Below are 23,933 nucleotides of genomic sequence, written 5' to 3'. Positions count from 1 at the left end.
CGCGGTGATTGCCCGAGTATGTGAGCGGAGGGCCGGGCCCTCTTGCTCGATCAGGAGAGGGCGCCGCGCGATGGGCATCGAAGGACCGTTCTGGCGGGCGATCGCGGTCTTCCGCGTGGCGTCGCTCGCGTACGCGGCGCTGCTCGTGCTCAGGGCCGGCGGCTACGCCCGTCCCGCCGTGGCCTGGGCCGTCGTCGGCGTGATGGCCGTCTGGACGGTCGTCATGCTCGTCCCGCGTCCCGCCGCGCGGCGCGGGCCGCTGCTGGCCGCCGATCTCGTCGTCACGGCGGGCTGCCTGCTGGCCACGCCGTACGCGCAGAGCCGCGGCGACATGCTGGCCGGGGCGATCCCGATCACGGCGACCTGGGTGGCCGGGCCCGTCCTGGCGTACGGCGTGGCGCGGGGACGCCGGGCCGGTGCGGTCGCCGCCGCGGTCATGTCGGCGGCCGACCTGTGGCTGCGCAGCGACAACGGGGTCGATCTCGCCTCGATTCCGGTGAACGGCGCCGTGCTCATGTTCATGGCCGGCGTCGTCGTCGGGCACGTCGCCCGCCTCGCGCGGGAGGCCGAGGAGCGCATGCGGCGCGCCGCGCGGATCGAGGCCGCGGGCCGCGAGCGGGAACGGCTGGCCCGGGGCATCCACGACTCGGTGCTCCAGGTGCTGGCCCTGGTGCAGCGCAGGGGCGCGGAGATCGGCGGCGAGGCGGCCGAGCTGGGCAGGCTCGCGGGGGAGCAGGAGGCGGCGCTGCGGGCGCTGGTGCAGGCCCCGCCCGTCGCGGAGGCGCCGGACCCCGCCTCGCCGCCCGGTCTTCGCGGCCGGTTCCGGTCGCCGGCGCGGCCTCGCCGTCCCCTCGCCGGCGAAGGGACCTCGCGTGGAACGGACCTCGCGGGGACGATCGGCCCGGCGGAGCCCGAGGTCGACCTGCGTGACCTGCTGCGGCCGTACGGCACGTCCCGGGTGACCGTGTCCGCGCCCGCGACACCGCTGCCGCTGCCGCCCGAGAGCGCGCGGGAGGTGGCGGCGGCCGTCGGCGCGGCCCTCGACAACGTCGTACGGCACTGCCCCGAGGGCACCCGCGCGTGGATACTCGCGGAGGAGGACGGCGGCGCGGTCGTCGTCACCGTACGCGACGACGGGCCGGGCATCCCCGAGGGCCGGCTGGAGCAGGCGGTCGACGAGGGGCGCATGGGCGTGGCCCGCTCGATCCGGGGCCGCGTGGCCGACCTCGGCGGCACGGTGGCCATCACCTCGTCGCGGACGGGAACGGAGATCGAGCTGTCGGTCCCGGTCCCGGCGTGGACGGATGAAGGAGACAAGAGGCGGTCGTGAGCGAGCCGCAAGGGCTGGTCATGAAGAGGCGGGTCAGATAGGAGGCGGGCGTGACCGGGGCAGATGACGCGGAGGCGGCCGACGGCGGGGAACGCCCGCGGGTGCGGGTCATGGTCGTGGACGACCACCCGATGTGGCGGGAGGCGGTCGCCCGGGACCTGGCCGAGGCCGGGTACGACGTCGTGGCCGCCACGGGGGAGGGCCGCCAGGCGCTGCGCGTCGCGGCGGCGGTGCGGCCGGACGTGGTGGTGCTCGACCTGCGGCTGCCGGACCTGCCGGGCGTGGAGGTGGCCCGGGGTCTCGGCGCGTCGGCGGCCCCGCCGCGCGTGCTCGTCCTGTCGGCCAGCGCCGAGGAGGCGGACGTGCTGGAGGCGGTCAAGGCGGGCGCCTCCGGATATCTCGTGAAATCGGCGAGCCGGGAGGAGTTCCTGGACGCGGTCCGCCGCACGGCCGACGGCGACGCCGTCTTCACCCCCGGCCTGGCCGGGCTGGTGCTGGGGGAGTACCGCAGGCTGGCCCACCGGGGGACCGGCCCGGGCCGGGACGCGGAGCGCGACGGCCCCCGGCTGACCGACCGGGAGACCGAGGTGCTGCGCATGGTCGCCAAGGGCCTGACGTACCGGCAGATCGCCGAACGCCTCGTGCTGTCGCATCGCACCGTGCAGAACCACGTGCAGAACACGCTGAGCAAGCTCCAGCTCCACAACCGGGTCGAGCTGGTCCGCTACGCGATAGAGAATGGCCTGGCCGGACTCGACTAGCCGGCGATCGGCGTAGTCGCGGCGGCGGCATTACAGTGGGGAAGCCCGCATCGCCGTGAGGCGTTGTCCTTGGCGTATGTTCCCCCGGCCGTGCCCTCCCCGGCGTGACGGCCGTCCATGTCCGTCCGGAGGTTTCCACAGATGACCATTACCGCCCTCGGAGAGCCCTCGGTGCTGCTCAAGTTAGGCGAGGTGGTTCTGAAGGGCCGGAACCGCGAGATCTTCGAGATGCGCCTGCGAGCGAACATCAAGCACGCTCTCAAGGATCACCGGGTCGACATCCGCCAGCGGCACGGGGTGATCGCCCTGTTCCTGCCTTCGGGGACCGACGTGGAGGAGGCCGAGATCGTGGCGGCCCGCGTGGCGGACGTGCCCGGGATCGTGCTGGTCCACCTGGCCTGGCGGGTGGCGAAGGACCCGGACACGATCACCAAGGCCGCGATCGAGCTGATCAGGGACAGCGACGAGGTGGCCCGCAAGGCGCGCTTCGCCGTACGGTCGCGGCGTCGCGACAAGCGCTTCCCGCTGCGTTCCAACGAGCTGGACCGCGTGGTCGGCGGGGCGATCAACGACACCTACGGGCTGCCGGTCGACCTGAGCAAGCCGGAACTGACCGTGCACATCGAGGTGGACAAGGACGAGGCGTTCCTGTTCACCGGGGGCCGGCCGGGCCAGGGCGGCCTGCCGGTCGGCTCCAGCGGCCGGGCGCTGGCGCTGCTGTCCGGCGGAATCGACTCCCCGGTCGCCGCCTACCGCATGATGCGGCGCGGCCTGCGGGTGGACTTCCTGCACTTCTCCGGCATCCCGTTCACCACCTCCGAGTCGATCTACAAGGCGTACGCGCTGGTGCGCAACCTGGACAAGTTCCAGGGCAAGTCGCGGCTGTGGGTGGTGCCGTTCGGCAAGGCGCAGCAGTCGATCAGGAACTCCGGCCAGGACCGGCTCGCGGTGATCGCGCAGCGGCGGCTGATGCTCAAGACGGCCGAGGAGGTCGCCCACCGCATCCACGCCGAGGCCCTGGTCACCGGCGACAGCCTCGGCCAGGTCTCCTCGCAGACCCTGACCAACATCACGGCCCAGGACCACGCCGTGGACCTGCCGATCCTGCGCCCGCTGATCGGCCTGGACAAGACCGAGATCATGGCCGAGGCCCGCCGGATCGGAACGCTGGAGATCTCCGAGCTGCCCGACGAGGACTGCTGCACGCTGCTCGCCCCCCGGCAGGCCGAGACCCGCGCGAAGATCGAGGACCTCAAGCAGATCGAGCGGCGCCTGGACGCCGAGGACCTCGCCGCCCAGCTGGCCGACTCGATCCAGCCGTACAAGCTCGACGTCTGAGCCGGCGTCCGTCTTCGGCCCGGCCGGGGTCCTGGGCCGCGTCACGCGGCCCCGGACCCCGGCGGGACGGGATCAGACGGGGACGGGTTCAGGCCGGGATCGGGGACGCAGCCGTCGCCGCGGTACGGCCCACCAGCGGGGGGAAGTCGCGCATGACCGCCGCGAGGTCGTCCAGGTCGCCGTCGACCAGGGCCTGCGGGCCGTCGCACAGGGCCTGCTCGGGGTGGGGGTGCACGTCGACGATCAGGCCGTCGGCCCCGATCGCGACCGCGGCCCGCGACAGCGGCAGCACGAGGTCGCGCCGGCCGCCGGAGTGCGACGGGTCGACGATCACCGGCAGGTGCGACAGCCGCTGGACGACCGGGACCGCCGAGATGTCGAGCGTGTTGCGGGTGGCGGGCTCGTAGGTCCGGATGCCGCGTTCGCACAGCACGATGTCGAGGTTGCCGCGCTGGGCGACGTACTCGGCCGCCATCAGCCACTCCTCGATGGTCGCCGTCATGCCCCGCTTCAGCATGACCGGCTTGCCCGCCGCGCCCACGGCCTGCAGTAGCGCGAAGTTCTGCGCGTTGCGGGTGCCGACCTGCAGCATGTCGGCGTACGACGCCACGAGCGCCACGTCGTGGGCGTCCACGACCTCGGTGACGATCGGCAGCCCGGTCTGCTCGCGCACGTCGGCCAGGATGCGCAGGCCCTCCTCGCCCAGCCCCTGGAAGGCGTACGGCGAGGTGCGCGGCTTGTAGGCGCCGCCGCGCAGCAGCGTCGCGCCCGCCGCCTTGGCCATCAGCGCGGCCTCCAGCGTCTGCTCCGGCGTCTCGACCGCGCACGGGCCGGCGATCAGGGTGACGGTGTCCGGGCCGATCGGCACGCCCCGCACGGTCACCGTGGAGCGTCGGGGATGGTTCTCTCTGCTCACGAGCTTGTACGGCGTGGAGACCCGCACGACGTCGGCGACGCCCGGCATGGCGCGCAGGTTGAGCGTGGCGAACTGCTCGACGTCGCCGATGAGGCCGACGATCGTGCGGTTCACGCCGCGGCTCGCGAACGCCTCCCCTCCGGCCGCGGCGACGAGGTCGGCGATCGCCTCGAGGTCGTCCTGCGTGGCGTCGGGGGTCATGACGATGACCATGGTCACTCCTGTTGCTGTGAACGGTGCTTGTGAACGGTGCTTGTGAACGGTGCTTGTGAACGGTGCTTGTGAACGGGTGCTTGTGAACGGTGCGGGTCCGGAAAACGACGAAGGCCCCGGGTCCGTTGGACCCGGGGCCTTCGTTCGCCGTGGCTGTCAGCGCAGCGCATGGAGGCGATCGGTCCTCACGGGTCCGTCGCCATACCAAAACGACCAAGCGGTGCGCATGTGACGCAATATAGCGCACGGTTCCTTGATCGTGCCGCCCCCGCACCCCGGGGTCCGGTGCCGGTCGTCCTCCGGGCGGGTGGCAGGATGGCGTGCGTGCCGGAGAATCCTGAGGAGGAGACGCGCCTGCCGCCGGGGCAATATGTCCCACGCGGACGGCCCGTCGTCCACTACGGGAGGGTCCCGGCGTTCCGCCCTGAGACGTGGCGTTTCCAGGTGTTCGGCGCCACGGACTCGGGCCGGGTCCACGAGTTCTCGTGGGAGGAGTTCTCCTCGCTGCCCAGGGCCACGACCGTGGCGGACTTCCACTGCGTCACCAAGTTCTCCCTCATGGGCAACGAGTGGAGCGGCGTTCCCACGTCGGCGCTGCTCGACCGCGTCCCCCCGGCGCCGGGCGTGCGCCACGTCATGGTCTGGGCCGAGTACGGCTACAGCGCCAACGTGCGCATGTCCGACTTCGACCGCCCGACCACGCTGTTCGCCACGCATCTCGACGAGAATCCGCTGTCCCCCGAGCGCGGCTATCCCGTACGGATCGTGGTGCCGCACCTGTACGCCTGGAAGAGCGTGAAATGGGTGCGCGCGGTCGAATACCTGACCGAGGACCGGCGCGGCTTCTGGGAGGATCGCGGCTACCACAACGTGGCCGATCCCTGGAAGGAGCAGCGCTACTCATACCAGGAGGACCCGGGCGACGGCCCGCCGTGAGGCCGCCGAGCGGCTACGGTGTCCGGCGTGTCTTCAGCCGTCTGGGTCACGCTGTGCGCGCTCTGCGGGGTCTGCGGCGGCGCGCTGGGCCGCGCCCTCGCCTGTCGCGGGCCGGCCCCCGGCGAACTGCCGGGGGAGGCGACGTTCCTCGCCCTGCGCGTCGCCGGGCTCGCCGCGGGCTCGCTGCGCGCCGGGCTCACCCGCGGCTCCGCCGGCCGCGCCGTACGGCACCTGCGGACGTTGCTCGGCACCGCCGGCCTGGTGGTCGCCACGAGCGACGGCGTCCTGGCCAGGGACGGCACGGGTATGCCGGCGGACGAGGTGGTCCTCGCGCAGGTGCGCGCGACCATGGCGGGTGGCAGACCGCGCCTCGCCCCCGCCCCGAGCGGCGACCGGCACGGGGTGGTCGTTCCCCTGACCGTGGAGGGCAGGACGGTCGGCGCGCTCGTGGCGTACGACGCGAAGATCGGCGCCGCCATGGTGCGCACGGCGGCCGAGGTGGGCCGCTGGATGTCCGGCCAGCTCGAACTCGCCGAGCTCGACGCCTCCCGCAGGCGGACCCTGGAGGCGGAGGCGCGGGCCCTGCGGGCGCAGATCTCGCCCCACTTCGTGTACAACTCGCTGACCACGATCGCCTCGTTCGTCCGGACCGATCCCGAGCGCGCCCGCGAGCTGCTGCTCGACTTCGCCGACTTCATCCGGTACGCGCTGCGCCGGGCGGCCGACTTCACCTCGCTCGCCGACGAGCTGAGCTGCGTGGACCGCTACCTGCTGCTGGAGCAGGCGAGGTTCGGCGACCGGCTGCGCTTCACCGTCCAGGTCGCCCCCGAGGTGCTGCGGGTCGACGTGCCGTTCCTGTGCCTGCAACCCCTGGTGGAGAACGCCATCAAGCACGGCATGCCGGGGGAGGTCCGGGTCGTGATCAGGGACGCGGGGGCGGAGGCGCACATCTGGGTCGAGGACGACGGCGTCGGCATGGACCCCGAGCATCTGCGGGCCGCGCTCGCCGAGGAGAGCAAGGGGATCGGGCTGAGCAACGTGGATCTGCGCATGCGCCACCTCTACGGCCAGGACTACGGGCTCATGGTCGAGACGGCGCCCGGCAAGGGGACCCGCATCCGGCTGCGCATCCCCAAGGCCCGTCCCCGCGCCGTCCCCGCCCGCTCCTGAACCCCGCCGGGCCTGGGGTGCGTGCTCGACGGCGTGGAGGCCCGGGTCCCCCGATGGCCGGTCGGCGCTCAGCCGGTCAGAAGCGGAAGCCGGAGGACGAACCGGGCGCCGCGCGGGGAGTCCTCGACGCACAGGCTGCCGTCGTGCGCCACCGCGATCGCCCGGCACAGGGCCAGGCCGAGGCCGCTGCCGTCGGGATCGAGGCGCCGTCCCGCCTCCAGACGGGTGAAGGGTTCGAAGATGCGCTCCCTGTCCTCGTCGGCGACGCCGTCGCCGTCGTCCAGCACGACCACCAGCGCCTGGGCGCCGATGCGCTCGGCGCTCACGTCCACCAGGCCGGTGGCGTGGCGCTGCGCGTTCAGCAGCAGGTTCGTCACGATGCTGGCCAACTGCACGCGGTTGCCGAGGACCCGCACGTCCGGCTCGATCCTGGCGCGCACCGGCACGCCCGTGGTGCGCGCCGCCGCCTCGGCGCGTACGAGCGCCCCGAGGTCGACCGGCTGGGACGAGCACGGCGTGTTGCGGAGCCGGGCGAAGGCGAGCAGCTCGTCGATGATCTGCTGCATGCGGTCGGCGGCCGGCAGCGACCTGGCGATCGCCTGCCGTGCGTCGATCTCCGGGTAGAGCAGCGCCTCCTCCAGCCCGGTGCGCAGGCCGGTGAGCGGGGACTTGAGCTCGTGGGACACGATGGCGGCGAACTCCCGCTGCCGCGTGACCGCCGACTCCAGCCGGCCGAGCGTCTGGTTCGCGGCGCGGGCCAGCCGCGCTATCTCATCCGGGCCGGACGGCTGCGGCACCCGCAGGGACAGGTCGTTGGCGGTGATCTCCGACAGCCGCTGCCCGATCGCGTTGATGGGCCGCAGGACGCGGCCCGTCGCCCGCCAGGTCGTCCACGTCCACAGGGCCGCCAGCAGCGCCCCGCCGGAGCCGACGAGGAACTCGAGCCGGTGCCCGCGCAGGACGGGCGGCTCGTCCGTGCCGACGTAGACGAAATGGGGCTCGCCCTTCAAGAGCTCCCAGGCCTGCAACGACGGGACCCGGCCGGCGGTGAGCATGACGCACCGCTCGCTCTCGGGGCACTCGGTCACGTCCCGGAAACGGTCCTCCTCGCTCGGCCTGACCGTGCTCAGTGGCCGGTCGCCGGCCATGGGCCCGGCCACCGTCACCCGGCCCTGTGAGTCGACGAGCTGGACGAGCGGGACCCGCGCCGTCGCCATCGGGGGCGACACCTGCCCGCGTTCCATCAGGCCGATCCACTCGGTGGCGACGCGGCGCGTCTCCCTGAAGATCTCGCTCTCGGTACGGTGCCGGATCAGCAGGCACAGGCCGACCGTGATCACCGCGGCGACGAGCACGGACACTACCGCCACGGTCAGCGTCACACGCGCCTGGATGGAATGGGAGAGGGGAAGGAACACGCCCGGCCTGATGCTCATCGAAGTTCCTCGTTCGGCCTGGTCTCCCTGTCAACGGTAAGCAGCCCTGGTGGACAAAATGCCTTTTAGCGGCGAAAGCCGAATAGCTCTACCTAGTCTTGGCCTGCAGCTTGCCCCGGCGCGCGCCGTGATGGTGGCGGAGGGTATCGGGAACGTCACCTACCGCTCGGTCACCCCTTGCGCTGAGGGCGGGACACGCGGCACGGTGGACGCCATGCTGCGTGTCCTCGCGGTGGACGACGAGGTCCCCGCCCTGTCCGAGCTCGCCTTCCTGCTCCGCCAGGACGCCCGGGTGGAGTACGTGAGCACGGCGACCGACGGCGGGGCCGCCCTGCACGACATGGTCCAGATGATCGCCAACGGGGAGCGCCTCGACGGCGTCTTCCTCGACGTGCGCATGCCGGGCCTCGACGGCCTCGACCTGGCCCGGCTCATCGGCGGTTTCCCCACGCCTCCCCGCCTGGTCTTCGTCAGCGCCCACGACTGCGCCGTCCAGGCGTTCGAGCTGGAGGCCGTCGACTACCTGCTCAAGCCCGTACGCCCGGAACGCCTGGCGGAGGCCGTACGCCGGCTCTCGGCCGCCGTCGCGCCTCCCGGCGCCGAGGAGGACCTGGAGACGATCCCGGTCGAGCTCGGGGGCCGCACGAAGTTCGTGGCCCGGCAGGACGTGTGCTACGCCGAAGCGCACGGCGACTACGTCCGCCTGCACACGGCCGGCGCCGTCTACCTCGTACGGATGTCCCTCGCGGCGCTGGAACGCCGCTGGGCGGGCGCGGGGTTCGTCCGGGCCCACCGCAGCACCCTCGTCAACGCCCGGCACGTGAGCGAGCTGCGCTTCGACGCCGGGCGGGTGGTCCTGCAGGTGGGCGGCGAGACGCTGCCGGTGAGCAGGCGGCACACCCGGCAGGTGCGCGAGCAGCTCGTCCGCCAGTTCCGTCCCTGAGCCTCCCGCGCGATCACCCGCGGGTCCCGCGCCGTCGTGGTCGTGGCGGGGTGACCCCGGCCCGCCTCAGGGGCGGGCGGGGGACGCGACCATGCCGCTCTCGAAGGCGCGGGTCACGGCGGCGGCGACGCCGTGCCGGGGGAGCAGCCCCTTCTCGGCCGCCTCCCAGCCGGTGTAGGTGAGGGCCCACAGCACCTGCTGGATCCACTCGGCGCTGACACCCTGGTCGAACACGCCCTCGGCCTGGCCGCGCTCGATGAGGCCGACGGTGGTCGGCACCGACAGGTCCGGCTCGAAGCAGGCCGTGAACTCCTCCAGCACCCGGGGGTCGCCGAACAGGAACGCCAGGCGGTCCCCGGCGTCCACCAGGGCGGCGATCAGCCTGCGCATCGCCTCGAGCGGCGGGCCCTGGTCGATGGCCGCCTCGGCCGTCGACCTCTCCACCACGTGGAAGGAGTCGACGACGGCCGCGTTCACGAGGTCCTGCCGGTCGGAGAAGTAGCGGTGCAGCGTGCTGCGGCCGATCTGGGCGGCTTCGGCGATGTCCGCGAGCGTCGCGCCGCGATCGCGGGCGAGGACCGAGGCCGCCGCGGCGAGGATGGCACGGCGCGTGCGGCTGCGCGTGCCCGATTCCCTGGTGTCGGTCACCCCCGGAAGGCTAGCAGCGGCTCCATTAAGAGACTACCAAGGTTGATAATGAGACATCGAAGTCCCATTATGGGCTCATGAATTCCTATTCCATCGTCGCCGAGGGGCTGGGCAAGCGCTACGGCGACACCAGAGCCCTCGACGGGTTCGAACTGAGGGTCGCCGACGGGAGCGTGTGCGCGGTTCTCGGCCCGAACGGCGCGGGCAAGACCACCGCCGTCCGCGTGCTGACCACGCTGGCGCGGCCGGACTCCGGCCGTGCGCTCGTGGCCGGGTTCGACGTCGCGCGGCAGCCGGCCGAGGTGCGCCGCCGCATCGGCCTGGCCGGGCAGGAGGCCGCCGTGGACGAGATCCTCACCGGGCGGGAGAACCTCGAGATGTGGGGGCGGCTCCATCATCTCGGCGCGGCGGCGGCGAGTCGCCGCGCCGGCGAGCTCCTGGAGCGGTTCGGGCTGTCCGGTGCGGCCGACCGGCGGGTCAAGCACTACTCCGGTGGCATGCGGCGGCGTCTCGACCTGGCCGCCGCGTTCATCCAGGCGCCGCGCGTGCTCTTCCTCGACGAGCCGACCACCGGGCTCGACCCCCGCAGCCGCACGGAGGTCTGGCGCACCGTGCGCGGGCTCGCCGACGCCGGCAGCACCGTGCTCATGACGACGCAGTACCTGTTCGAGGCCGACCAGCTCGCCCGGCAGATCGCGGTGATCGACGGGGGCAGGGTGATCGCGGACGACACCCCCGAGCGCCTGAAGTCGCTGATCGGCGGCGACCATCTCGACCTCGTCGTGCGCGATCCCGCCCGCCTCGGCGACGCCGCCGCCGTCCTCGCGGGCGTCGCGCAGGCCGAGCCCGTGGCCGACCCGGACGCCCGCCGCCTGACCGCCCCCGTACGCGACCGCGTCGGGGCGCTCACCACGGTCGTACGCGAGCTGGAACGGCGCGGCATCGAGGCCGAGGACGTCTCCCTGCGCCGTCCGACGCTGGACGAGGTGTTCCTGAGCCTGACGGCGGGAGCGGCCGCGTGAGCGCCCTCACCGCCCCGGACGCGCCGCCCCGCTGGGGCGAGCGGCTGCGCTGGACGCTGTCGGACGCGTCGGTCATCGCCCGCACCAACCTCAAGCACTGGGTCCGCAACCCGGCCGCGGTTCTCAACCTGACGCTGTATCCGATCGTCATGGTCCTGCTGTTCGGCTACGTCCTCGGCAGCGCGATGAACGTCGCGGGCGGCGGCGACTACCGCGAGTTCCTGATGCCGGGCATGTTCTCCCAGACGATGGCGATGGGGGTGATGACCACGATGACGGTGGTCAGCCTGCAGACCGCCCGCGGGGTGACCGACCGCTACCGCTCGATGCCGATCTCGCGGCCCGGGGTGGTGCTCGGCCGCGCCTTCGCCGACATCGTCAACTCGGTGCTCGAACTGCTGATCCTGCTCGCGTGCGGCCTGGTCGCCGGATGGAGCTGGCACCGGGGGATCGGCGACGCCCTGGCCGCCGTGGGCCTGCTCCTCCTGCTGCGCTTCGCACTCATCTGGGCGGGGATCTATCTCGGGCTGATGCTCACCCCGGAGGCGGCGAGCGCGGCCTGGCTGCCGCTGCTGCCTCTCACGATGCTGGCCAACACCTTCGTGTCTCCGGCGTTCCTGCCGGGCTGGCTCGGGGTGATCGCGGAGTGGAACCCGCTGTCGGCGACGGTCGCCGCGTGCCGGATGCTGTTCGGCAACCCCGGCTGGCAGGGCGGATCCTGGGCCGCCGAGCACGCCCTCGTGCTGGCGATCGGCTGGCCGCTGCTGATCACGCTCGTCTTCCTGCCCCTGTCCGCCCGCCGCTACCGCCGCCTCGGCGGCTGAGCTGTGCACACTCGTCGGGGGCGCGGGGCTGGGCCGGGGGCGTCTTCGCGCGCCCCGATCTACCGCTCGTCGTCTCCCGGGGCCCGCTCGTCGTGCGGGCGCGGGCCGCATGGCGCTAACTAGAGACCGCTCGTCCGAACGGCCATTCCGCCGCCCGATTACACCTCGTAGTCTTTCGCACGTCGCAAGACACGCGGGGTAATCACAAAGTGAGCAGGTTGTCACCGAGTGGTTACCAAGCGGGGCCCTACTCGGGGGGGAAGGGCCCCGCCAGCGCGTATCGGGGGGGGGTGCGCGGCGATCCGGCCATACGGGGGCGCCGGATCGCCGCGAGCGCCCCGGCCCCCGGCGAACGTCCGGCGCCGGCACGGTGACCGGCGGGCCGGGAAACGCGCCGCTCAGCCGCCGGTCAGCCGCTGCGCAGCTTCTTGAGCAGTTCGATGTCCTCGCGGTGCTTTTCCACCTTGCCCGGGGTCTCGATGCAGACGGGCACCCCGGCGGCCGTGGGGTGGCGCATCAGCTCGCCGAACGCCTGGGCGCCGATGTGCCCGGCCCCGATGTTCTCGTGCCGGTCCCGCTTGGAGCCGCAGGGGTCCTTCGAGTCGTTGGCGTGGATCAGCTTGAGCCGGCCGGGGGCCACGTCGTTCAGCGCGTCCAGCATCTCCTTCACCCCGCCGGGCGCGGCCAGGTCGTGCCCCGCCGCGAAGGCGTGGCAGGTGTCGAGGCACACGCCGACCTTGGGGTGGTGGTCGAGGGCCTCCAGATAGGGCCCGAGGTCCTGGACGGTCGCGCACAGCATCTGGCCCTGGCCCGCCATCGGTTCGAGCAGCAGGTCGGGGCCGTCGGCGGGCAACTCGTCCAGCACCGGCAGCAGCCGCTCGTGGATCTGGCGCATCGCGGCCTCGCGCGACTGGCTCACGGCCGAGCCGGTGTGGACGACCACGCCGAGCGCGCCGGTCTCGGCGCCCCTGCGCAGGGTGTGGCGGATCACCGCGATCGAGTTCTCCAGGGTCTCCGGCGTGGGCGACCCGCAGTTCACGAGATAGGCGGCGTGCAGGAAGACCGGCACGCCCGACTCGCGCAGCTTGGCGTCCTCGGAGGGGTTCCCCTCGCTGAGCGCCCAGCCCCGCGGGTTGGTGACGAAGACCTGGATCATCTCCGCGCCGATGTCGGCCGCGTACTTCAGCCCGCCCTTGGCCAGGCCGCCGGCGACGAAGGCGTGTCCGCCGATGAGATTGGAAGGAGTCATGATGCCCCCCAGAGTATTGGCACAGGATATTGGCGCAGGCTGGTGCCGCCCCCTTTGTCACAACGTACAAAGCGGCCCCCCGAGCAGGGCGTCCGGTTCGGACTTCGCGCCGCTGGACCCGCCTTCGGCCCGGCGGTTGACTGACGGGCATGCGCGAACTGAGCCGGGAGGACCTGCGGTCCTGCTGCGCCTCCGCCAAGTGGGTGGAGGCGGTCGCCGCGCGCGGGCCGTTCCGGGATCTCGACGGGCTCCGCCGCGCGAGCGAGTCGGCTCTAGCGGCGCTGACCTGGGACGACGTGCTGGAGGCGCTGGCGGCGCACCCGCGGATCGGTGAGCGGCCCGGCGGCGCGGGACGCGAGGCCGCGTGGTCGCGGTCCGAGCAGTCCGGGACCGCGGACGCCGGGCGCGACGTGCTCGGCGCGCTGCGCGAGGGCAACGCCGCCTACGAGAGCCGGTTCGGTCACGTCTACCTGGTCTGCGCGACGGGCCGGGAGGCCGGCGAACTGCTGGCGCTGCTGCGCGACCGGCTCGGCAACGACGAGGAGACCGAGCGCAAGGTCGTCGGGGACGAGCTGTCGAAGATCGTCGCGTTGCGGCTGGCCAAGCTCTGGGAGGGCCGGTGAGCCTTTCGACGCATGTGCTCGACACCGCCGCCGGGCGGCCGGCCAAGGACCTGTTCGTACGGCTGTCGCGGCGCGCCGCGCACGGGTTCGTGCCGGTGGCGGAGGGCCGGACCGACGGCGACGGCCGCATCCGGGAGTGGACCCCGCTGGGCCGGGAGTGGGACCCGGTCGCGGATCCGCGCCCGGGGACCTACCGGCTCGTGTTCGACACCGGCGCCTACCTGGGGGACGAGGCGTTCTTCCCCGAGGTGAGCGTCGTGTTCGCCGTCCGGGAGCCCGGCGAGCACCACCACGTGCCGCTGCTGCTGAGCCCGTTCGCCTACTCGACCTACCGGGGGAGCTGACGTGGCCGTTCTGGGGCCCAACAGGTACGGCAAGGCCGAGACGAGGGTCGTGCGGGTGACCCGGCACGGCGACGCCCACCGGATCAAGGACCTCACGGTCAGCACGTCGCTGTCGGGCGACATGACCGAGGTGCACCTGAGCGGGGACAACTCCGCGGTCCTGCCCACCGACACGCAGAAGAACACGGTCTTCGCGTTCGCCAAGAAGCACGGTGTCGGGGCGATCGAGGACTTCGCGCTGCTGCTGGCGCGTCATTTCGCGGACTCCCGGCCCGCGATCAACCACGCGAGGGTCGCCGTCGAGGAGCACGCCTGGGAGCGCAACGGCGCGTTCGGGCACTCGTTCGTCCGCTCGGACCGGGAGGTCCGCACCTGCGTGGCCCACTACGACGGGACGCGGTCGTGGGTGGTCTCCGGGCTGCGCGACCTCGTCGTGCTCAACACGACCAACTCCGAGTTCTGGGGCTTCGCGAAGGACGAGTACACGACGCTGCCGGAGACCCGCGACCGCGTCCTGGCCACCGCCGTGGACGCGTCCTGGCGGCACGCGGACGCCTCCCAGGACTGGGACAAGACCTACGAGAACGCGCGGGGCGCCCTGCTCGCGGCCTTCGCCGACACCTACAGCCTGTCCCTGCAGCAGACGCTGTACGCCATGGGCACGCGCGTGCTCGCCGAGTGCCCCGGGGTCTGCGAGGTGCGGCTGTCGCTGCCGAACAAGCACCACTTCCTGGTGGACCTCGCGCCCTTCGGGCTGGACAACGACGGCGAGGTCTACTTCGCCGCCGACCGGCCGTACGGGCTGATCGAGGGCACGGTGCTGCGCGAGGACGCGCCCGCCGCCGGCCCGGCCTGGGAGTAGCCGATGGACTTCCTGCGACCCGCGACGTGGGCGGAGGCCCTGGAGCTCAAGGCCGAGCGGCCCGAGGCCACGCCGATCCAGGGCGGCACCGACGTCATGGTGGAGATCAACCTCGACAAGGGCCGCCCGGCCGCCCTGCTCGACCTCACGCCGATCCGCGAGCTGCGGGAGTGGTCGCGGGAGGGCGGCGAGATCCATTTGGGCGCGGGCGTGACCTATTCCCGGCTGATCGCCGAGCTCGGAACCGATCTGCCCGGCCTGGCCCAGGCGTCCCGCACGGTCGGGTCGCCGCAGATCCGCAACCGGGGGACGGTCGCGGGCAACCTCGGCGCGGCCTCGCCCGCGGGCGACAGCCACCCGCCGCTGCTGGCCTGCGGCGCTGTCGTGGAGGCCGAGTCGGTGCGCGGCACCCGGCTGATCCCGATCGGGGAGTTCTACACCGGTGTGAAGCGCAACGCGCTCGCCCCCGACGAGCTGATCCGCGCCGTGCGCGTCGCGGCCGCCACCGGCCCGCAGTACTTCTCCAAGATCGGCACCAGGAACGCCATGGTGATCGCGGTGTGCTCGTTCGCGGTCGCGCTGCACCCGTCCGGGCGGCGGGTGGGCGCCGGCATCGGCTCGGCCGCGCCGACCCCGCGCCACGCCCCGGAGGCCGAGGACTTCGCGTCCGGGGCACTGGACTGGGACGGCCGTGGCCCGCTCGATCCCGGTGTGGCGCGCCGTTTCGGTGAACTCGTGGCCGCCTCCGCCGCGCCGATCGACGACGTGCGGGGCCGCGCCGCCTACCGCACCCACGCGCTGGCCGTGATGGCGCGCCGCGCGCTCGGCTGGGCATGGGACGACTTCAGGGGGAACTCATGAGGGTGAACCTCACGGTGAACGGCCGCCCGATGACGGCCGACGACGTGTGGGAGGGTGAGAGCCTGCTGTACGTCCTGCGCGAGCGGCTCGGCCTGCCGGGTGCCAAGAACGCCTGCGAGCAGGGCGAATGCGGCTCCTGCACCGTCTATCTCGACGGCGCGCCGGTCTGCGCGTGCCTGGTCGCCGCGGGTCAGGCGGAGGGGCGCGAGGTGGTGACGGTCGAGGGCCTGGCGACCTCAGGCGGTGAACTCGACGGCGGGCTGGACAGCGGGTTGAACGAGGTGCAGCGTGCGTTCGTGGACGCGGGGGCCGTGCAGTGCGGCTTCTGCACGCCCGGTCTCGTCGTGCAGGCCCACGCGCTGCTCGCGGACGCCGACGGGGTGCCGCCGGACGCCGACATCCGGGAGGCCCTGGCCGGCAACCTGTGCCGCTGCACCGGATACGAGAAGATCCTCGACGCGGTCCGCCTGGCCGCCGCCCGCCGCTCCGCAGCGGCGCACGGTTTCCGCTCATGACGAACGATCCCGCCACCGTCCGCCCCGGGAGTCCCGTTGCCTGAAACCCCACGTCCGGTGGTCATCGAGAACGCCTACATCGTCCCCGTGGCCGGGGAGGAGATCCCGTCCGGCCACGTCGTCGTGGAGGACGGCCTGATCAGGGCGGTCGGCCCCGGCCCGGCGCCGGCCGTGCCCGAGGGGGCCGAACGCGTCGACGGCTCCGGCTGCCTGGCCACCCCCGGCCTGGTCAACACCCACCACCACCTCTACCAGTGGGCGTCCCAGGGGGTGACGCCGGACGGGACGCTGTTCGAGTGGCTGGTGGCGAGCTACCGGCTGTGGGCCCGGATGGACGCCGAGGTGGTGTCGGGCGCCGCGACGGCGGGGCTGGCCTGGCTGGCCCTGTCGGGCTGCACGACCTCGGCCGACCACCACTACATCTTCCCCAAGGGCAGGGGAGACCTCTTCGAGGCCGAGATCGAGGCCGCGCGGCGGGTCGGGCTGCGCTTCCACCCCTGCCGGGGCTCGATGGACCGGGGCGCCTCGTCCGGCGGCCTGCCGCCTGACGAGGTCGTGGAGGACGTCGACGAGATCCTCCAGGCCACCGACGACGCGATCCGGAAATATCATGATCCGTCGTTCGGGTCGATGCTGCGCGTCGCGGTCGCCCCCTGCTCGCCGTTCTCGGTCAGCGGCGAACTCATGACCCGCTCGGCCGACCTCGCCCGCTCCCATGGCGTACGGCTGCACACGCACGTGGCGGAGACGGCCGACGAGGACGAGCACTGCAGGGAGCAGTTCGGCGTGCTGCCCGTCGAATACCTCGACCGGCTCGGGTGGCTGGGCCCCGACGTGTGGCTGGCCCACTGCGTCCACCTGACCGACAAGGACGTGCGGCGCTTCGCCGAGACCGGCACGGGCGTGGCCCACTGCCCGTCCTCCAACGGCCGCCTCGGCGCCGGCATCGCCCGGATCGCCGACCTGCTGGCCGCGGGCGCGCCGGTCGGGCTCGGCGTCGACGGCGCGGCCTCCAGCGAGATGACCCCGCTGGCCGGGGAGATCCGCATGGCCGTGCTCATGCAGCGGGCCCGGTACGGCCCGCGCGCGCTGACCGCCCGCCAGGCCCTGGAGATGGCCACGCTCGGCGGCGCCCGCTGTCTCGGCCGGGAGGCCGAGATCGGCTCACTGGAGCCCGGCAAGCTCGCCGACGTGGCGCTGTGGCGGCTCGGCGGCTTCCACGCCGCGATCGACGACCCCGTCGTCGCGTTCGCGTACGGCGCCACCCCGCCGCTCGCCCGGCTGCTCGTGGGCGGCAGGACCGTGGTGGACGGCGGGGAGTTGCGCACCGTCTCGGGTGAGGCGGCCGCGCGGGCGGGGGCCGACGCCCATCGGCGGCTGACCGCCATGGATCATGTCTGAGGCGTTCCCGGACACGATCGAAGGGCCACAGGTGAGCCGCACCATGACAGGACACGTCGTCATCGCGCCGGACAAGTTCCGGGGGTCGCTGACCTCGCCCGAGGTGGCCGCGCACGTGGCCGCGGGATTGGGGAACGTCCCCGTCGTCGAGCTGCCGGTGGCCGACGGGGGCGACGGCACCGTGGACGCGGTCGTGGCGAGCGGCTTCACCCGGGTCGAGACGGAGGTGACCGGGCCGGCCGGCGATCCGGTCACCGCGAGCTACGCGGTGCGGAACGAGCCCGGCGCGCGGGTCGCGGTGATCGAACTGGCGGAGGCGTCGGGCCTGCGCCGGCTGCCGGGCGATGCGGTGCCGCTGACCGCCACCAGCCGCGGCGCCGGCGAGCTGATCGCCCACGCCGCACGGCACGGCGCGACGCGGATCGTGCTCGGCCTGGGCGGCAGCGCCTGCACCGACGGCGGCGCGGGGATGGTCCAGGCCCTCGGCGTTCGGCTGCTGGACGCCCACGGCGCGGACCTCCCTGCGGGCGGTGCCGCGCTGCGCGACCTGCACACCATCGACGCCTCCGGCCTGCTGCGCGGGTTCGAGGTGATCGTGGCGAGCGACGTGGACAACCCGCTGCTCGGGCCGCACGGCGCGGCGGCGGTGTACGGCCCGCAGAAGGGCGCGAGCCCGCAGGACGTGGCCGTGCTGGAGGCCGGGCTGGCCCGGCTGGCGGCCGTGGCCGCGCACACCCACGGCCTGGCGGGCGCCGCCGAGCACGACGGCGTCGTCCGCGCGATGGGCGTGGCCGGGCGGCCGGGTGCGGGCGCCGCCGGCGGGGTGGGCTTCGGCGCGCTGACGTTCCTCGACGCGGAGATCCGGCCCGGCATCGGCTACCTGCTCGACCTCGTGGAGTTCGACCGGCACGTGGAGGGCGCCCGGCTCGTGATCACCGGTGAGGGCGCGATCGACGAGCAGACCCTGCGCGGCAAGACCCCGGTGGGCGTCGCCGCCGCCGCGGCCAAGCACGGCGTGCCGGTCGTGGCGGTCTGCGGGCGGCGCACCGTCGGCGACGACGAACTGAGGGCGGCCGGGATCGAGGCCGCGTACGCGCTGACCGACATCGAGCCCGACACGAGCCGCTGCATGGCCGAGGCCGGGCCACTGCTGGAGCGGCTGGCGGCGCGGATCAGCGCCGGACATCTCACGACATGAGGAGTGGCGCGTGGGGGAACCGTACGACCTGGTGGTGAGGTCCCGGCGGGCCGTGACCCCGGAGGGGGAGCGCCCGCTGGCCGTCGCCGTGCGCGGCGGCGTGATCGCGGCCCTGCGCCCCTATGAGGAGACGGTCGCGGCGGAGGAGTCCGCCGACCTCGGCGACCTGCCGCTGCTGCCCGGACTGGTCGACTCCCACGTGCACGTCAACGAGCCCGGCCGCACCCACTGGGAGGGCTTCGCGACCGCCACCCGGGCGGCGGCGGCCGGGGGCGTGACCACGATCGTGGACATGCCGCTCAACTCGCTGCCTCCGACCGTGGACGTGGCGGCGCTGGAGGTCAAACGGACGGCCGCCGAGGGCCGGTGCCACGTGGACGTCGGCTTCTGGGGCGGCGCGATCCCCGGCAACCTCGCCGACCTGCGGCCCCTGCACGAGGCCGGGGTGACGGGCGTCAAGTGCTTCCTGTCCCCGTCGGGGGTGGACGAGTTCCCCGCGCTCGACCGCGACGGGCTGCGGGACGCGCTGGCGGAGGTGGCGGCCTTCGACGGCCTGCTGATCGCGCACGCCGAGGACCCCGGGCTGCTGTCCGAGCCCGGCGGCCCGGCGTACGACGACTTCCTGCGGTCACGCCCGCAGGAGGCCGAGCGCCGGGCCGTCGAGCAGGTGATCGCCCTCGCGGCGGAGACGGGCGCTCGCGCGCACATCGTGCACGTGTCGGCCGCCGCCTGCGTCGAACCGCTGCGCGCCGCCCGGACGGCGGGGGTGCGCGTCACCGCCGAGACCTGCCCGCACTACCTGACCCTGGCGGCCGAGCAGGTCAGCGGGCCCGCCTACAAGTGCTGCCCGCCGATCAGGGAGGCAGCCAACCGCGACGCGCTGTGGCGGGCCCTCGCCGACGGCGTGCTCATGGGGATCGTCTCCGACCACTCTCCATCGACGCCCGACCTCAAGGTGCCCGACTTCGCCGCCGCCTGGGGAGGGATCTCCTCGCTCCAGGTCGGCCTGCCCGTCGTGTGGACCGCCGCGCGCGCCCGCGGGTACGGCCTGGCCGACGTGGTGCGCTGGATGGCCGGGGGCCCGTCCCGCCTGACCGGCCTGCCCCACAAGGGGGCGATCCGGGTGGGCAACGACGCGGACCTGGTCGCCTTCGACCCCGACGCCGAGTTCACGGTGGACGTCGCGGCGCTCCACCACCGCAACCCGGTGTCCGCCTACCACGGCGCGCGGCTGGCGGGCGTCGTACGCACCACCTGGCTGCGCGGCACGCCGGTCGATTTCGCCACGCCGCGTGGCCGGCTGCTGACGAGGGGGGTCCGATGACCGGCTTCACCCGCCTGCCCGACCTCGCCCTGCGCACGTACGGCGGGTCGGTCGTGGCCGCCAACGACGAGTCGTTCGCCGAACGGGAGGCCCTGATCAGGCCGGGACCGGCCGAGTTCCGGCCGCACACCTTCGGGGCCAAGGGCCAGGTCTACGACGGCTGGGAGACCCGGCGGCGGCGCGAGCCCGGCCACGACTGGGCGATCGTCCGGCTCGGCCTGCCGGGGATCATCAGGGGCGTGGTCGTGGACACCGCGTGGTTCCGCGGCAACTACCCGCCGTACGCGTCGGTCGAGGCGTGCGCGGCCGAGGGCCACCCCTCGCCGGACGAGCTGGACGGCTGGGTGGAGATCGTGCCGAAGAGCCCCTTGAAGGGCGACGCGGTCCACGAGTTCGCGGTGACCGATCCCCGCCGTTTCACCCACGTGCGGCTGAACATCTTCCCCGACGGCGGCGTCGCGCGGCTGCGGGTCCACGGGCGGGTCGTGCCCGACCGGGCGTTCCTGGAGGGCCTCACCGTCGATCTCGCCGCGCTGGAGAACGGCGGCCTGGTGACGGCGTGCTCCGACGAGTTCTACTCCTCGCCGAACAACGTCCTCGCGCCGGGCCTGGCCCGCAACCAGGCCGAGGGCTGGGAGACCGCCCGCCGCCGCGACGGCGGCAACGACTGGCTCGTCGTCGCCCTGGCCGGCCCCGGCCGGGTGGCCGTCGCCGAGATCGACACGACCAACCTGGTGTTCAACGCCCCCGGCTGGGCGTCGCTGAAGGGCGTGGACACGGACCGGGCGCCGCTTGAGGACGAGGACGCGTGGTTCCCGCTGCTGCCCAGGACACGCCTCCAGCCCGACACCCGCCACCGCTTCCGCCTCGACGACGACCGCCGGATCACCCACGCCCGGCTCGACATCTACCCTGACGGCGGCCTCGCCCGCCTCCGCCTCCTCGGCACCCTCACCCCCTGAGCAGCCGAACGCGCGGAACCGCCGCAAGCCTCGCCGGCGACGGACACCCAGCGGCGGCCGTCGCCCGCGACCGGATGGGCGGCGCGGGCGTCAGTGCCAGAGCGTGATGGTGGTGCCCGGCGGTTGCTGGCCGAGCGGGTTCTCGCCGACCACGCGCTCGGTGCCCACCAGCCTGCGGACGTTGACCTTGAAGCCGGCCGCCTTCAGCTCGTTCACCGCGTCCTTCACGAACTTGAACCGTACGTCGGGCACGTTGACGACGGCGGCCGGGCTCTGGTCGGGGTCGGCGGGGTCGGTCTCCCACGGCCAGTGGAAGCCCTGGTCCGGCCCGCGTGACACGGTCAGGTGCACGATCGCCCCGGCCGCCACCTCGGCGCCTCCGGGAGGGTCCTGTGCGATCACGGTGCCCGGCGGGGTGTCGTCGGCGGTCTCGTCGACCTGGACGTTGAAGCCCTTCTCACCCAGGAACTTCTCCGCCTGGTCGCGCATCATCTGCGTGACGTCCGGCATCAGCAGCCCGGCGCTGACGACGAAGTTGACCATGCTGCGCTTCTTGACGCGCTTGCCCACCGGCGGGTTGGTGCGGATGACCTGGTCGCGGGGGATGGTGTCGCTCGCGCTCTTGCTCACCCGCCCGGGGGTCAGCCCGACCTCGGCGATCTTCGCCCGGGCGTCCGTCAGGCTGAGGCCCTCGACCTTCGGCACGGGGATCGTCTCCGGGCCGGCCGACGGGATCAGGGTGAGCACCGAGCCCTTGACCACCTCGGCGCCCAGCCCCGGCTCGGTGTCGAGAACGATGTCCTTCGGCACCTTGTCGTCGAACCGCGCCTCGCCGATCCGGACCTCGAAACCGGCCTGCTGCGCCACCTGCCTGGCGACCGTGACGGGCTTGTTCACCAGGTCGGGGACCTTCGTGTAGCGGCCCTGGGAGAACCACCAGCCGGTGAAGGCGACGCCCGCCAGCATGACGAGGGCCAGCACGGCGAGGAACCAGACGGGCCTGACCCTGCGTCCCCGGCGCCGCCCCGTCTCGGCCGGGCCGGTCAGCAGTTCCGCGCGCGGCTGGATCATCGTCTGGCCGAGCGGTGACTCGGGCTCCGCGAGCGCGTGCTGCCCCGTGCCGAACGACGAGGCCCCGCCGGCCGGAGGGACGGTCCGGTGCGCGCCCGTCCGCACACCGCTGTGGGCGCCGGTGTCCCGGCCCCCCTGGGGAGCGGCGTGCGCGCCGGTGTGCCCGGTCTTGGGCAGCGTGCGGTGGATCTCGACGGCGGCGACGAGCATGGCGGTCGCGTCCGCCGGGCGCCCGGCGGGATCCTTGTCGGTGGCCGCGGCGACGAGCGCGTCGATCTGCGGCGGCATGTCGGGCACGATCGAGGACGGCGCGGGGACGGTCTCGTGCACGTGCCGGTAGGCGATCGACATCGGCGTCTCGCCCGCGTACGGCTGCCGCCCGGTGAGCAGCTCGAACAGCATGATTCCGACGGCGTACACGTCGCTGCGGGCGTCGGCCGTGCCGGTCGTGACCTGCTCGGGCGACATGTAGCCGATCGTGCCGATCATCATGCCGGTCTTGGTCTGGTTGGTCGCCTCGATCGCGCGGGCCAGGCCGAAGTCCACGACCTTCACCCGGCCGTCGTCGGCGAGCAGCACGTTCTCGGGCTTGACGTCCCGGTGGATGAGCCCGGCCTGGTGGGCCGCGCCGAGGGCGGCGAGCACCGGGATGACCATCTCCAGGGCCTCGCGCGCCGGGAGACGGCCGCGCCGGCGCAGGACGTCGCGCAGCGTCCGCCCGGGGACGTACTCCATCGACAGGTAGACGTTCGCCCCGTCGGTGCCCTGGTCGAAGACCTGCACGATGTTGGGGTGCGAGAGGCTGGCCACCGACTTGGCCTCGCCGATGAACCGCCGCACGAACTGCGGGTCCTCGGCCAGCGAGCGGTGCATCACCTTGACGGCGACCGTGCGGTCGAGCCGGACGTCCAGAGCCAGGTATACGGAGGCCATGCCACCCCGGGCGATCCGGGACTCGACGCGGTAGCGCCCGTCGAGCAACTGCCCCACGAGCGGGTCGGTTAGCGTCGTGTCCACTCGCCAGAGTTTACGGGTGATTTGCCGCCCGCCGTGTTCCCGAATCCCAAACCGAGACCTATTCGGGCGCCTTCCGCGGCGTCCGAAAAGCCGTGCCGATTCCGAAAATCGGGCTTACCAGACGTGGAGATCGGACTTCCCGCCCGCCCCGTGGCGACGTCTCAGGGGGGACGGGCGGGAATGACGTCTCAGGACGGGCGGCCGGGGGAGGACGCCTCGGCGTAGCGACGTCGGGGGATGCGTCCGGCGAGGCGGGCCAGCCGCCCGGCCGTGACCGCCTGCCGCATGGCCACGGCCATCAGGCCGGGCTGGTGCGCCCGCGTCACGGCGCTCGCCAGCAGCACGGCGTCGCAGCCCAGCTCCATCGCCAGCGCGGCGTCGCTGGCCGTGCCGATGCCGGCGTCGAGGATCACCGGCACCGTGGCGGCCTCGACGATCAGCTCGATGCTGTGCGGGTTGCGGATGCCCAGCCCGGAGCCGATCGGGGCGCCGAGCGGCATCACGGCGGCGCACCCGGCGTCCTGGAGCCTGCGGGCCAGCGCAGGGTCGTCGCCGATGTACGGCAGCACCACGAACCCGTCGGCGACCAGCCGCTCGGCGGCGTCGAAGGTCTCGATCGGGTCGGGCAGCAGGGTCCGCTCGTCCGCGATGACCTCCAGCTTGACCCAGTTGGTCTCCAGCGCCTCGCGGGCCAGGCGGGCGGTCAGCACCGCCTCCCCGGCGGTGAAGCACCCCGCCGTGTTCGGCAGCACCTTGATGCCGCGGGTGCGCAGCACGTCCAGCACCGAACCGCGGGACGCCGGGTCGAGCCTGCGCATCGCGACGGTCGTCAGCTCGGTGCCGGACGCCTCCAGCGCCTGGTCGAGCACCTCCAGCGACGGCGCGCCGCCGGTGCCCATGATGAGCCGCGAGGTGAACTTCTCCCCGCCGAGCACGAAGACGTCGTCCAGCACGTCGAACCCTGCCATC

Annotated in this window: 23 protein-coding genes; 17 read left to right on the top strand and 6 right to left on the bottom strand. The window is 73.4% G+C overall.

Annotated features, from left to right (window positions below):
* Positions 1–70 precede the first annotated feature (70 nt).
* The 3 genes from macS to thiI all read left to right on the top strand — a co-directional run bounded on the left by macS (position 71) and on the right by thiI (position 3,429).
* Positions 71–1,330, top strand: coding sequence for a MacS family sensor histidine kinase (gene macS, locus ACQEVJ_RS31095; protein WP_433107191.1), 1,260 nt, complete (start codon positions 71–73; stop codon positions 1,328–1,330).
* Positions 1,331–1,440: 110 nt separating this feature from the next.
* Positions 1,441–2,091 carry a response regulator gene (locus ACQEVJ_RS31090; protein WP_433113069.1) on the top strand — a complete coding sequence of 217 codons (651 nt, stop codon included), beginning with the start codon at positions 1,441–1,443 and terminating at the stop codon, positions 2,089–2,091.
* Between the two features lie 141 nt (positions 2,092–2,232).
* Positions 2,233–3,429: a tRNA uracil 4-sulfurtransferase ThiI gene (thiI, locus tag ACQEVJ_RS31085; RefSeq protein WP_433107189.1), complete on the top strand. Its 1,197-nt coding sequence runs from the start codon at positions 2,233–2,235 to the stop codon at positions 3,427–3,429.
* An 88-nt stretch (positions 3,430–3,517) separates the two neighbouring features.
* Here the strand turns inward: thiI and aroF are convergent, their stop codons facing one another.
* Complete coding sequence (aroF, locus tag ACQEVJ_RS31080) at positions 3,518–4,558, bottom strand: 3-deoxy-7-phosphoheptulonate synthase (RefSeq protein ID WP_433107187.1); 1,041 nt, start codon at positions 4,556–4,558, stop codon at positions 3,518–3,520.
* A gap of 315 nt (positions 4,559–4,873) precedes the next feature.
* Between aroF and ACQEVJ_RS31075 the strand changes: the two genes are divergently transcribed.
* The gene (locus tag ACQEVJ_RS31075; RefSeq protein ID WP_433113066.1) at positions 4,874–5,494 is read left to right on the top strand and encodes a molybdopterin-dependent oxidoreductase; all 621 of its coding nucleotides are present in this window, start codon (positions 4,874–4,876) and stop codon (positions 5,492–5,494) included.
* Between the two features lie 27 nt (positions 5,495–5,521).
* The gene (locus ACQEVJ_RS31070; protein ID WP_433107185.1) at positions 5,522–6,664 is read left to right on the top strand and encodes a sensor histidine kinase; all 1,143 of its coding nucleotides are present in this window, start codon (positions 5,522–5,524) and stop codon (positions 6,662–6,664) included.
* A gap of 68 nt (positions 6,665–6,732) precedes the next feature.
* Here the strand turns inward: ACQEVJ_RS31070 and ACQEVJ_RS31065 are convergent, their stop codons facing one another.
* Complete coding sequence (locus ACQEVJ_RS31065) at positions 6,733–8,100, bottom strand: sensor histidine kinase (RefSeq protein ID WP_433107183.1); 1,368 nt, start codon at positions 8,098–8,100, stop codon at positions 6,733–6,735.
* A 214-nt stretch (positions 8,101–8,314) separates the two neighbouring features.
* Here ACQEVJ_RS31065 and ACQEVJ_RS31060 point away from each other — a divergent pair, with 214 nt between their 5' ends.
* Positions 8,315–9,043: a LytR/AlgR family response regulator transcription factor gene (locus ACQEVJ_RS31060; protein WP_433107181.1), complete on the top strand. Its 729-nt coding sequence runs from the start codon at positions 8,315–8,317 to the stop codon at positions 9,041–9,043.
* 66 nt (positions 9,044–9,109) lie between these two features.
* Here the strand turns inward: ACQEVJ_RS31060 and ACQEVJ_RS31055 are convergent, their stop codons facing one another.
* Positions 9,110–9,691, bottom strand: coding sequence for a TetR/AcrR family transcriptional regulator (locus tag ACQEVJ_RS31055; RefSeq protein ID WP_433107179.1), 582 nt, complete (start codon positions 9,689–9,691; stop codon positions 9,110–9,112).
* Positions 9,692–9,768: 77 nt separating this feature from the next.
* On the opposite strand from ACQEVJ_RS31055, the gene ACQEVJ_RS31050 reads away from it, so the two are divergent.
* Together ACQEVJ_RS31050 and ACQEVJ_RS31045 are read left to right on the top strand one after the other, a co-directional pair.
* Positions 9,769–10,713, top strand: a complete 945-nt coding sequence (locus tag ACQEVJ_RS31050) for an ATP-binding cassette domain-containing protein (protein ID WP_433107177.1) — start codon at positions 9,769–9,771, stop codon at positions 10,711–10,713.
* Positions 10,710–11,537: an ABC transporter permease gene (locus tag ACQEVJ_RS31045; protein WP_433107175.1), complete on the top strand. Its 828-nt coding sequence runs from the start codon at positions 10,710–10,712 to the stop codon at positions 11,535–11,537. Before ACQEVJ_RS31050 ends, ACQEVJ_RS31045 begins: the two co-directional genes overlap by 4 nt.
* 409 nt (positions 11,538–11,946) lie before the next feature.
* Here ACQEVJ_RS31045 and ACQEVJ_RS31040 read toward each other — a convergent pair whose 3' ends face one another.
* Positions 11,947–12,786 carry a deoxyribonuclease IV gene (locus ACQEVJ_RS31040; protein WP_433107173.1) on the bottom strand — a complete coding sequence of 280 codons (840 nt, stop codon included), beginning with the start codon at positions 12,784–12,786 and terminating at the stop codon, positions 11,947–11,949.
* Between the two features lie 149 nt (positions 12,787–12,935).
* Here ACQEVJ_RS31040 and uraD point away from each other — a divergent pair, with 149 nt between their 5' ends.
* The 9 genes from uraD to alc are packed head-to-tail and all read left to right on the top strand — an operon-like array spanning position 12,936 to position 20,876.
* Complete coding sequence (gene uraD / locus ACQEVJ_RS31035; RefSeq protein ID WP_433107171.1) at positions 12,936–13,409, top strand: 2-oxo-4-hydroxy-4-carboxy-5-ureidoimidazoline decarboxylase; 474 nt, start codon at positions 12,936–12,938, stop codon at positions 13,407–13,409.
* A complete protein-coding gene (gene uraH, locus ACQEVJ_RS31030) occupies positions 13,406–13,753 on the top strand; it encodes a hydroxyisourate hydrolase (RefSeq protein ID WP_433107169.1) in 348 nt (115 codons plus the stop codon). Before uraD ends, uraH begins: the two co-directional genes overlap by 4 nt.
* 1 nt (position 13,754) lies before the next feature.
* Positions 13,755–14,615, top strand: coding sequence for a factor-independent urate hydroxylase (gene pucL, locus ACQEVJ_RS31025; protein WP_433107167.1), 861 nt, complete (start codon positions 13,755–13,757; stop codon positions 14,613–14,615).
* 3 nt (positions 14,616–14,618) lie between these two features.
* Positions 14,619–15,476: an FAD binding domain-containing protein gene (locus ACQEVJ_RS31020; protein ID WP_433107165.1), complete on the top strand. Its 858-nt coding sequence runs from the start codon at positions 14,619–14,621 to the stop codon at positions 15,474–15,476.
* Complete coding sequence (locus ACQEVJ_RS31015) at positions 15,473–15,991, top strand: (2Fe-2S)-binding protein (protein ID WP_433107163.1); 519 nt, start codon at positions 15,473–15,475, stop codon at positions 15,989–15,991. The genes ACQEVJ_RS31020 and ACQEVJ_RS31015 overlap by 4 nt, the downstream gene beginning before the upstream one ends.
* 36 nt (positions 15,992–16,027) lie before the next feature.
* The gene (locus ACQEVJ_RS31010) at positions 16,028–17,392 is read left to right on the top strand and encodes an 8-oxoguanine deaminase (RefSeq protein WP_433107161.1); all 1,365 of its coding nucleotides are present in this window, start codon (positions 16,028–16,030) and stop codon (positions 17,390–17,392) included.
* 43 nt (positions 17,393–17,435) lie between these two features.
* The gene (locus ACQEVJ_RS31005; RefSeq protein ID WP_433107159.1) at positions 17,436–18,590 is read left to right on the top strand and encodes a glycerate kinase; all 1,155 of its coding nucleotides are present in this window, start codon (positions 17,436–17,438) and stop codon (positions 18,588–18,590) included.
* Between the two features lie 10 nt (positions 18,591–18,600).
* Positions 18,601–19,914: an allantoinase AllB gene (allB, locus tag ACQEVJ_RS31000; protein ID WP_433107157.1), complete on the top strand. Its 1,314-nt coding sequence runs from the start codon at positions 18,601–18,603 to the stop codon at positions 19,912–19,914.
* A complete protein-coding gene (gene alc / locus ACQEVJ_RS30995; protein ID WP_433107155.1) occupies positions 19,911–20,876 on the top strand; it encodes an allantoicase in 966 nt (321 codons plus the stop codon). The genes allB and alc overlap by 4 nt, the downstream gene beginning before the upstream one ends.
* Positions 20,877–20,966: 90 nt before the next feature.
* Here alc and pknB read toward each other — a convergent pair whose 3' ends face one another.
* The gene (gene pknB / locus ACQEVJ_RS30990; RefSeq protein ID WP_433107153.1) at positions 20,967–22,964 is read right to left on the bottom strand and encodes a Stk1 family PASTA domain-containing Ser/Thr kinase; all 1,998 of its coding nucleotides are present in this window, start codon (positions 22,962–22,964) and stop codon (positions 20,967–20,969) included.
* A gap of 188 nt (positions 22,965–23,152) precedes the next feature.
* A complete protein-coding gene (locus ACQEVJ_RS30985) occupies positions 23,153–23,932 on the bottom strand; it encodes a thiazole synthase (protein ID WP_433107151.1) in 780 nt (259 codons plus the stop codon).
* Position 23,933: the final 1 nt, after the last annotated feature.

It is taken from the genome of Microbispora sp. CA-102843 (genome assembly GCF_050936215.1).
Taxonomy (GTDB): domain Bacteria; phylum Actinomycetota; class Actinomycetes; order Streptosporangiales; family Streptosporangiaceae; genus Microbispora.
The sequence above is the reverse complement of the archived record's forward strand: the minus strand, read 5'-3'. Positions and strand labels throughout refer to the sequence as shown.

Excerpts from the sequence above, each read along its gene's own strand:
- macS (WP_433107191.1), top strand. The coding sequence starts at position 71 with ATGGGCATCGAAGGACCGTTCTGGCGGGCGATCGCGGTCTTCCGCGTG.
- ACQEVJ_RS31090 (WP_433113069.1), top strand. The coding sequence starts at position 1,441 with ATGGTCGTGGACGACCACCCGATGTGGCGGGAGGCGGTCGCCCGGGAC.
- thiI (WP_433107189.1), top strand. The coding sequence starts at position 2,233 with ATGACCATTACCGCCCTCGGAGAGCCCTCGGTGCTGCTCAAGTTAGGC.
- aroF (WP_433107187.1), bottom strand. The coding sequence starts at position 4,558 with ATGGTCATCGTCATGACCCCCGACGCCACGCAGGACGACCTCGAGGCG.
- ACQEVJ_RS31075 (WP_433113066.1), top strand. The coding sequence starts at position 4,874 with ATGGCGTGCGTGCCGGAGAATCCTGAGGAGGAGACGCGCCTGCCGCCG.
- ACQEVJ_RS31065 (WP_433107183.1), bottom strand. The coding sequence starts at position 8,100 with ATGAGCATCAGGCCGGGCGTGTTCCTTCCCCTCTCCCATTCCATCCAG.
- ACQEVJ_RS31060 (WP_433107181.1), top strand. The coding sequence starts at position 8,315 with ATGCTGCGTGTCCTCGCGGTGGACGACGAGGTCCCCGCCCTGTCCGAG.
- ACQEVJ_RS31050 (WP_433107177.1), top strand. The coding sequence starts at position 9,769 with ATGAATTCCTATTCCATCGTCGCCGAGGGGCTGGGCAAGCGCTACGGC.
- ACQEVJ_RS31040 (WP_433107173.1), bottom strand. The coding sequence starts at position 12,786 with ATGACTCCTTCCAATCTCATCGGCGGACACGCCTTCGTCGCCGGCGGC.
- uraD (WP_433107171.1), top strand. The coding sequence starts at position 12,936 with ATGCGCGAACTGAGCCGGGAGGACCTGCGGTCCTGCTGCGCCTCCGCC.
- ACQEVJ_RS31020 (WP_433107165.1), top strand. The coding sequence starts at position 14,619 with ATGGACTTCCTGCGACCCGCGACGTGGGCGGAGGCCCTGGAGCTCAAG.
- ACQEVJ_RS31015 (WP_433107163.1), top strand. The coding sequence starts at position 15,473 with ATGAGGGTGAACCTCACGGTGAACGGCCGCCCGATGACGGCCGACGAC.
- ACQEVJ_RS31005 (WP_433107159.1), top strand. The coding sequence starts at position 17,436 with ATGACAGGACACGTCGTCATCGCGCCGGACAAGTTCCGGGGGTCGCTG.
- alc (WP_433107155.1), top strand. The coding sequence starts at position 19,911 with ATGACCGGCTTCACCCGCCTGCCCGACCTCGCCCTGCGCACGTACGGC.
- ACQEVJ_RS30985 (WP_433107151.1), bottom strand. The coding sequence starts at position 23,932 with ATGGCAGGGTTCGACGTGCTGGACGACGTCTTCGTGCTCGGCGGGGAG.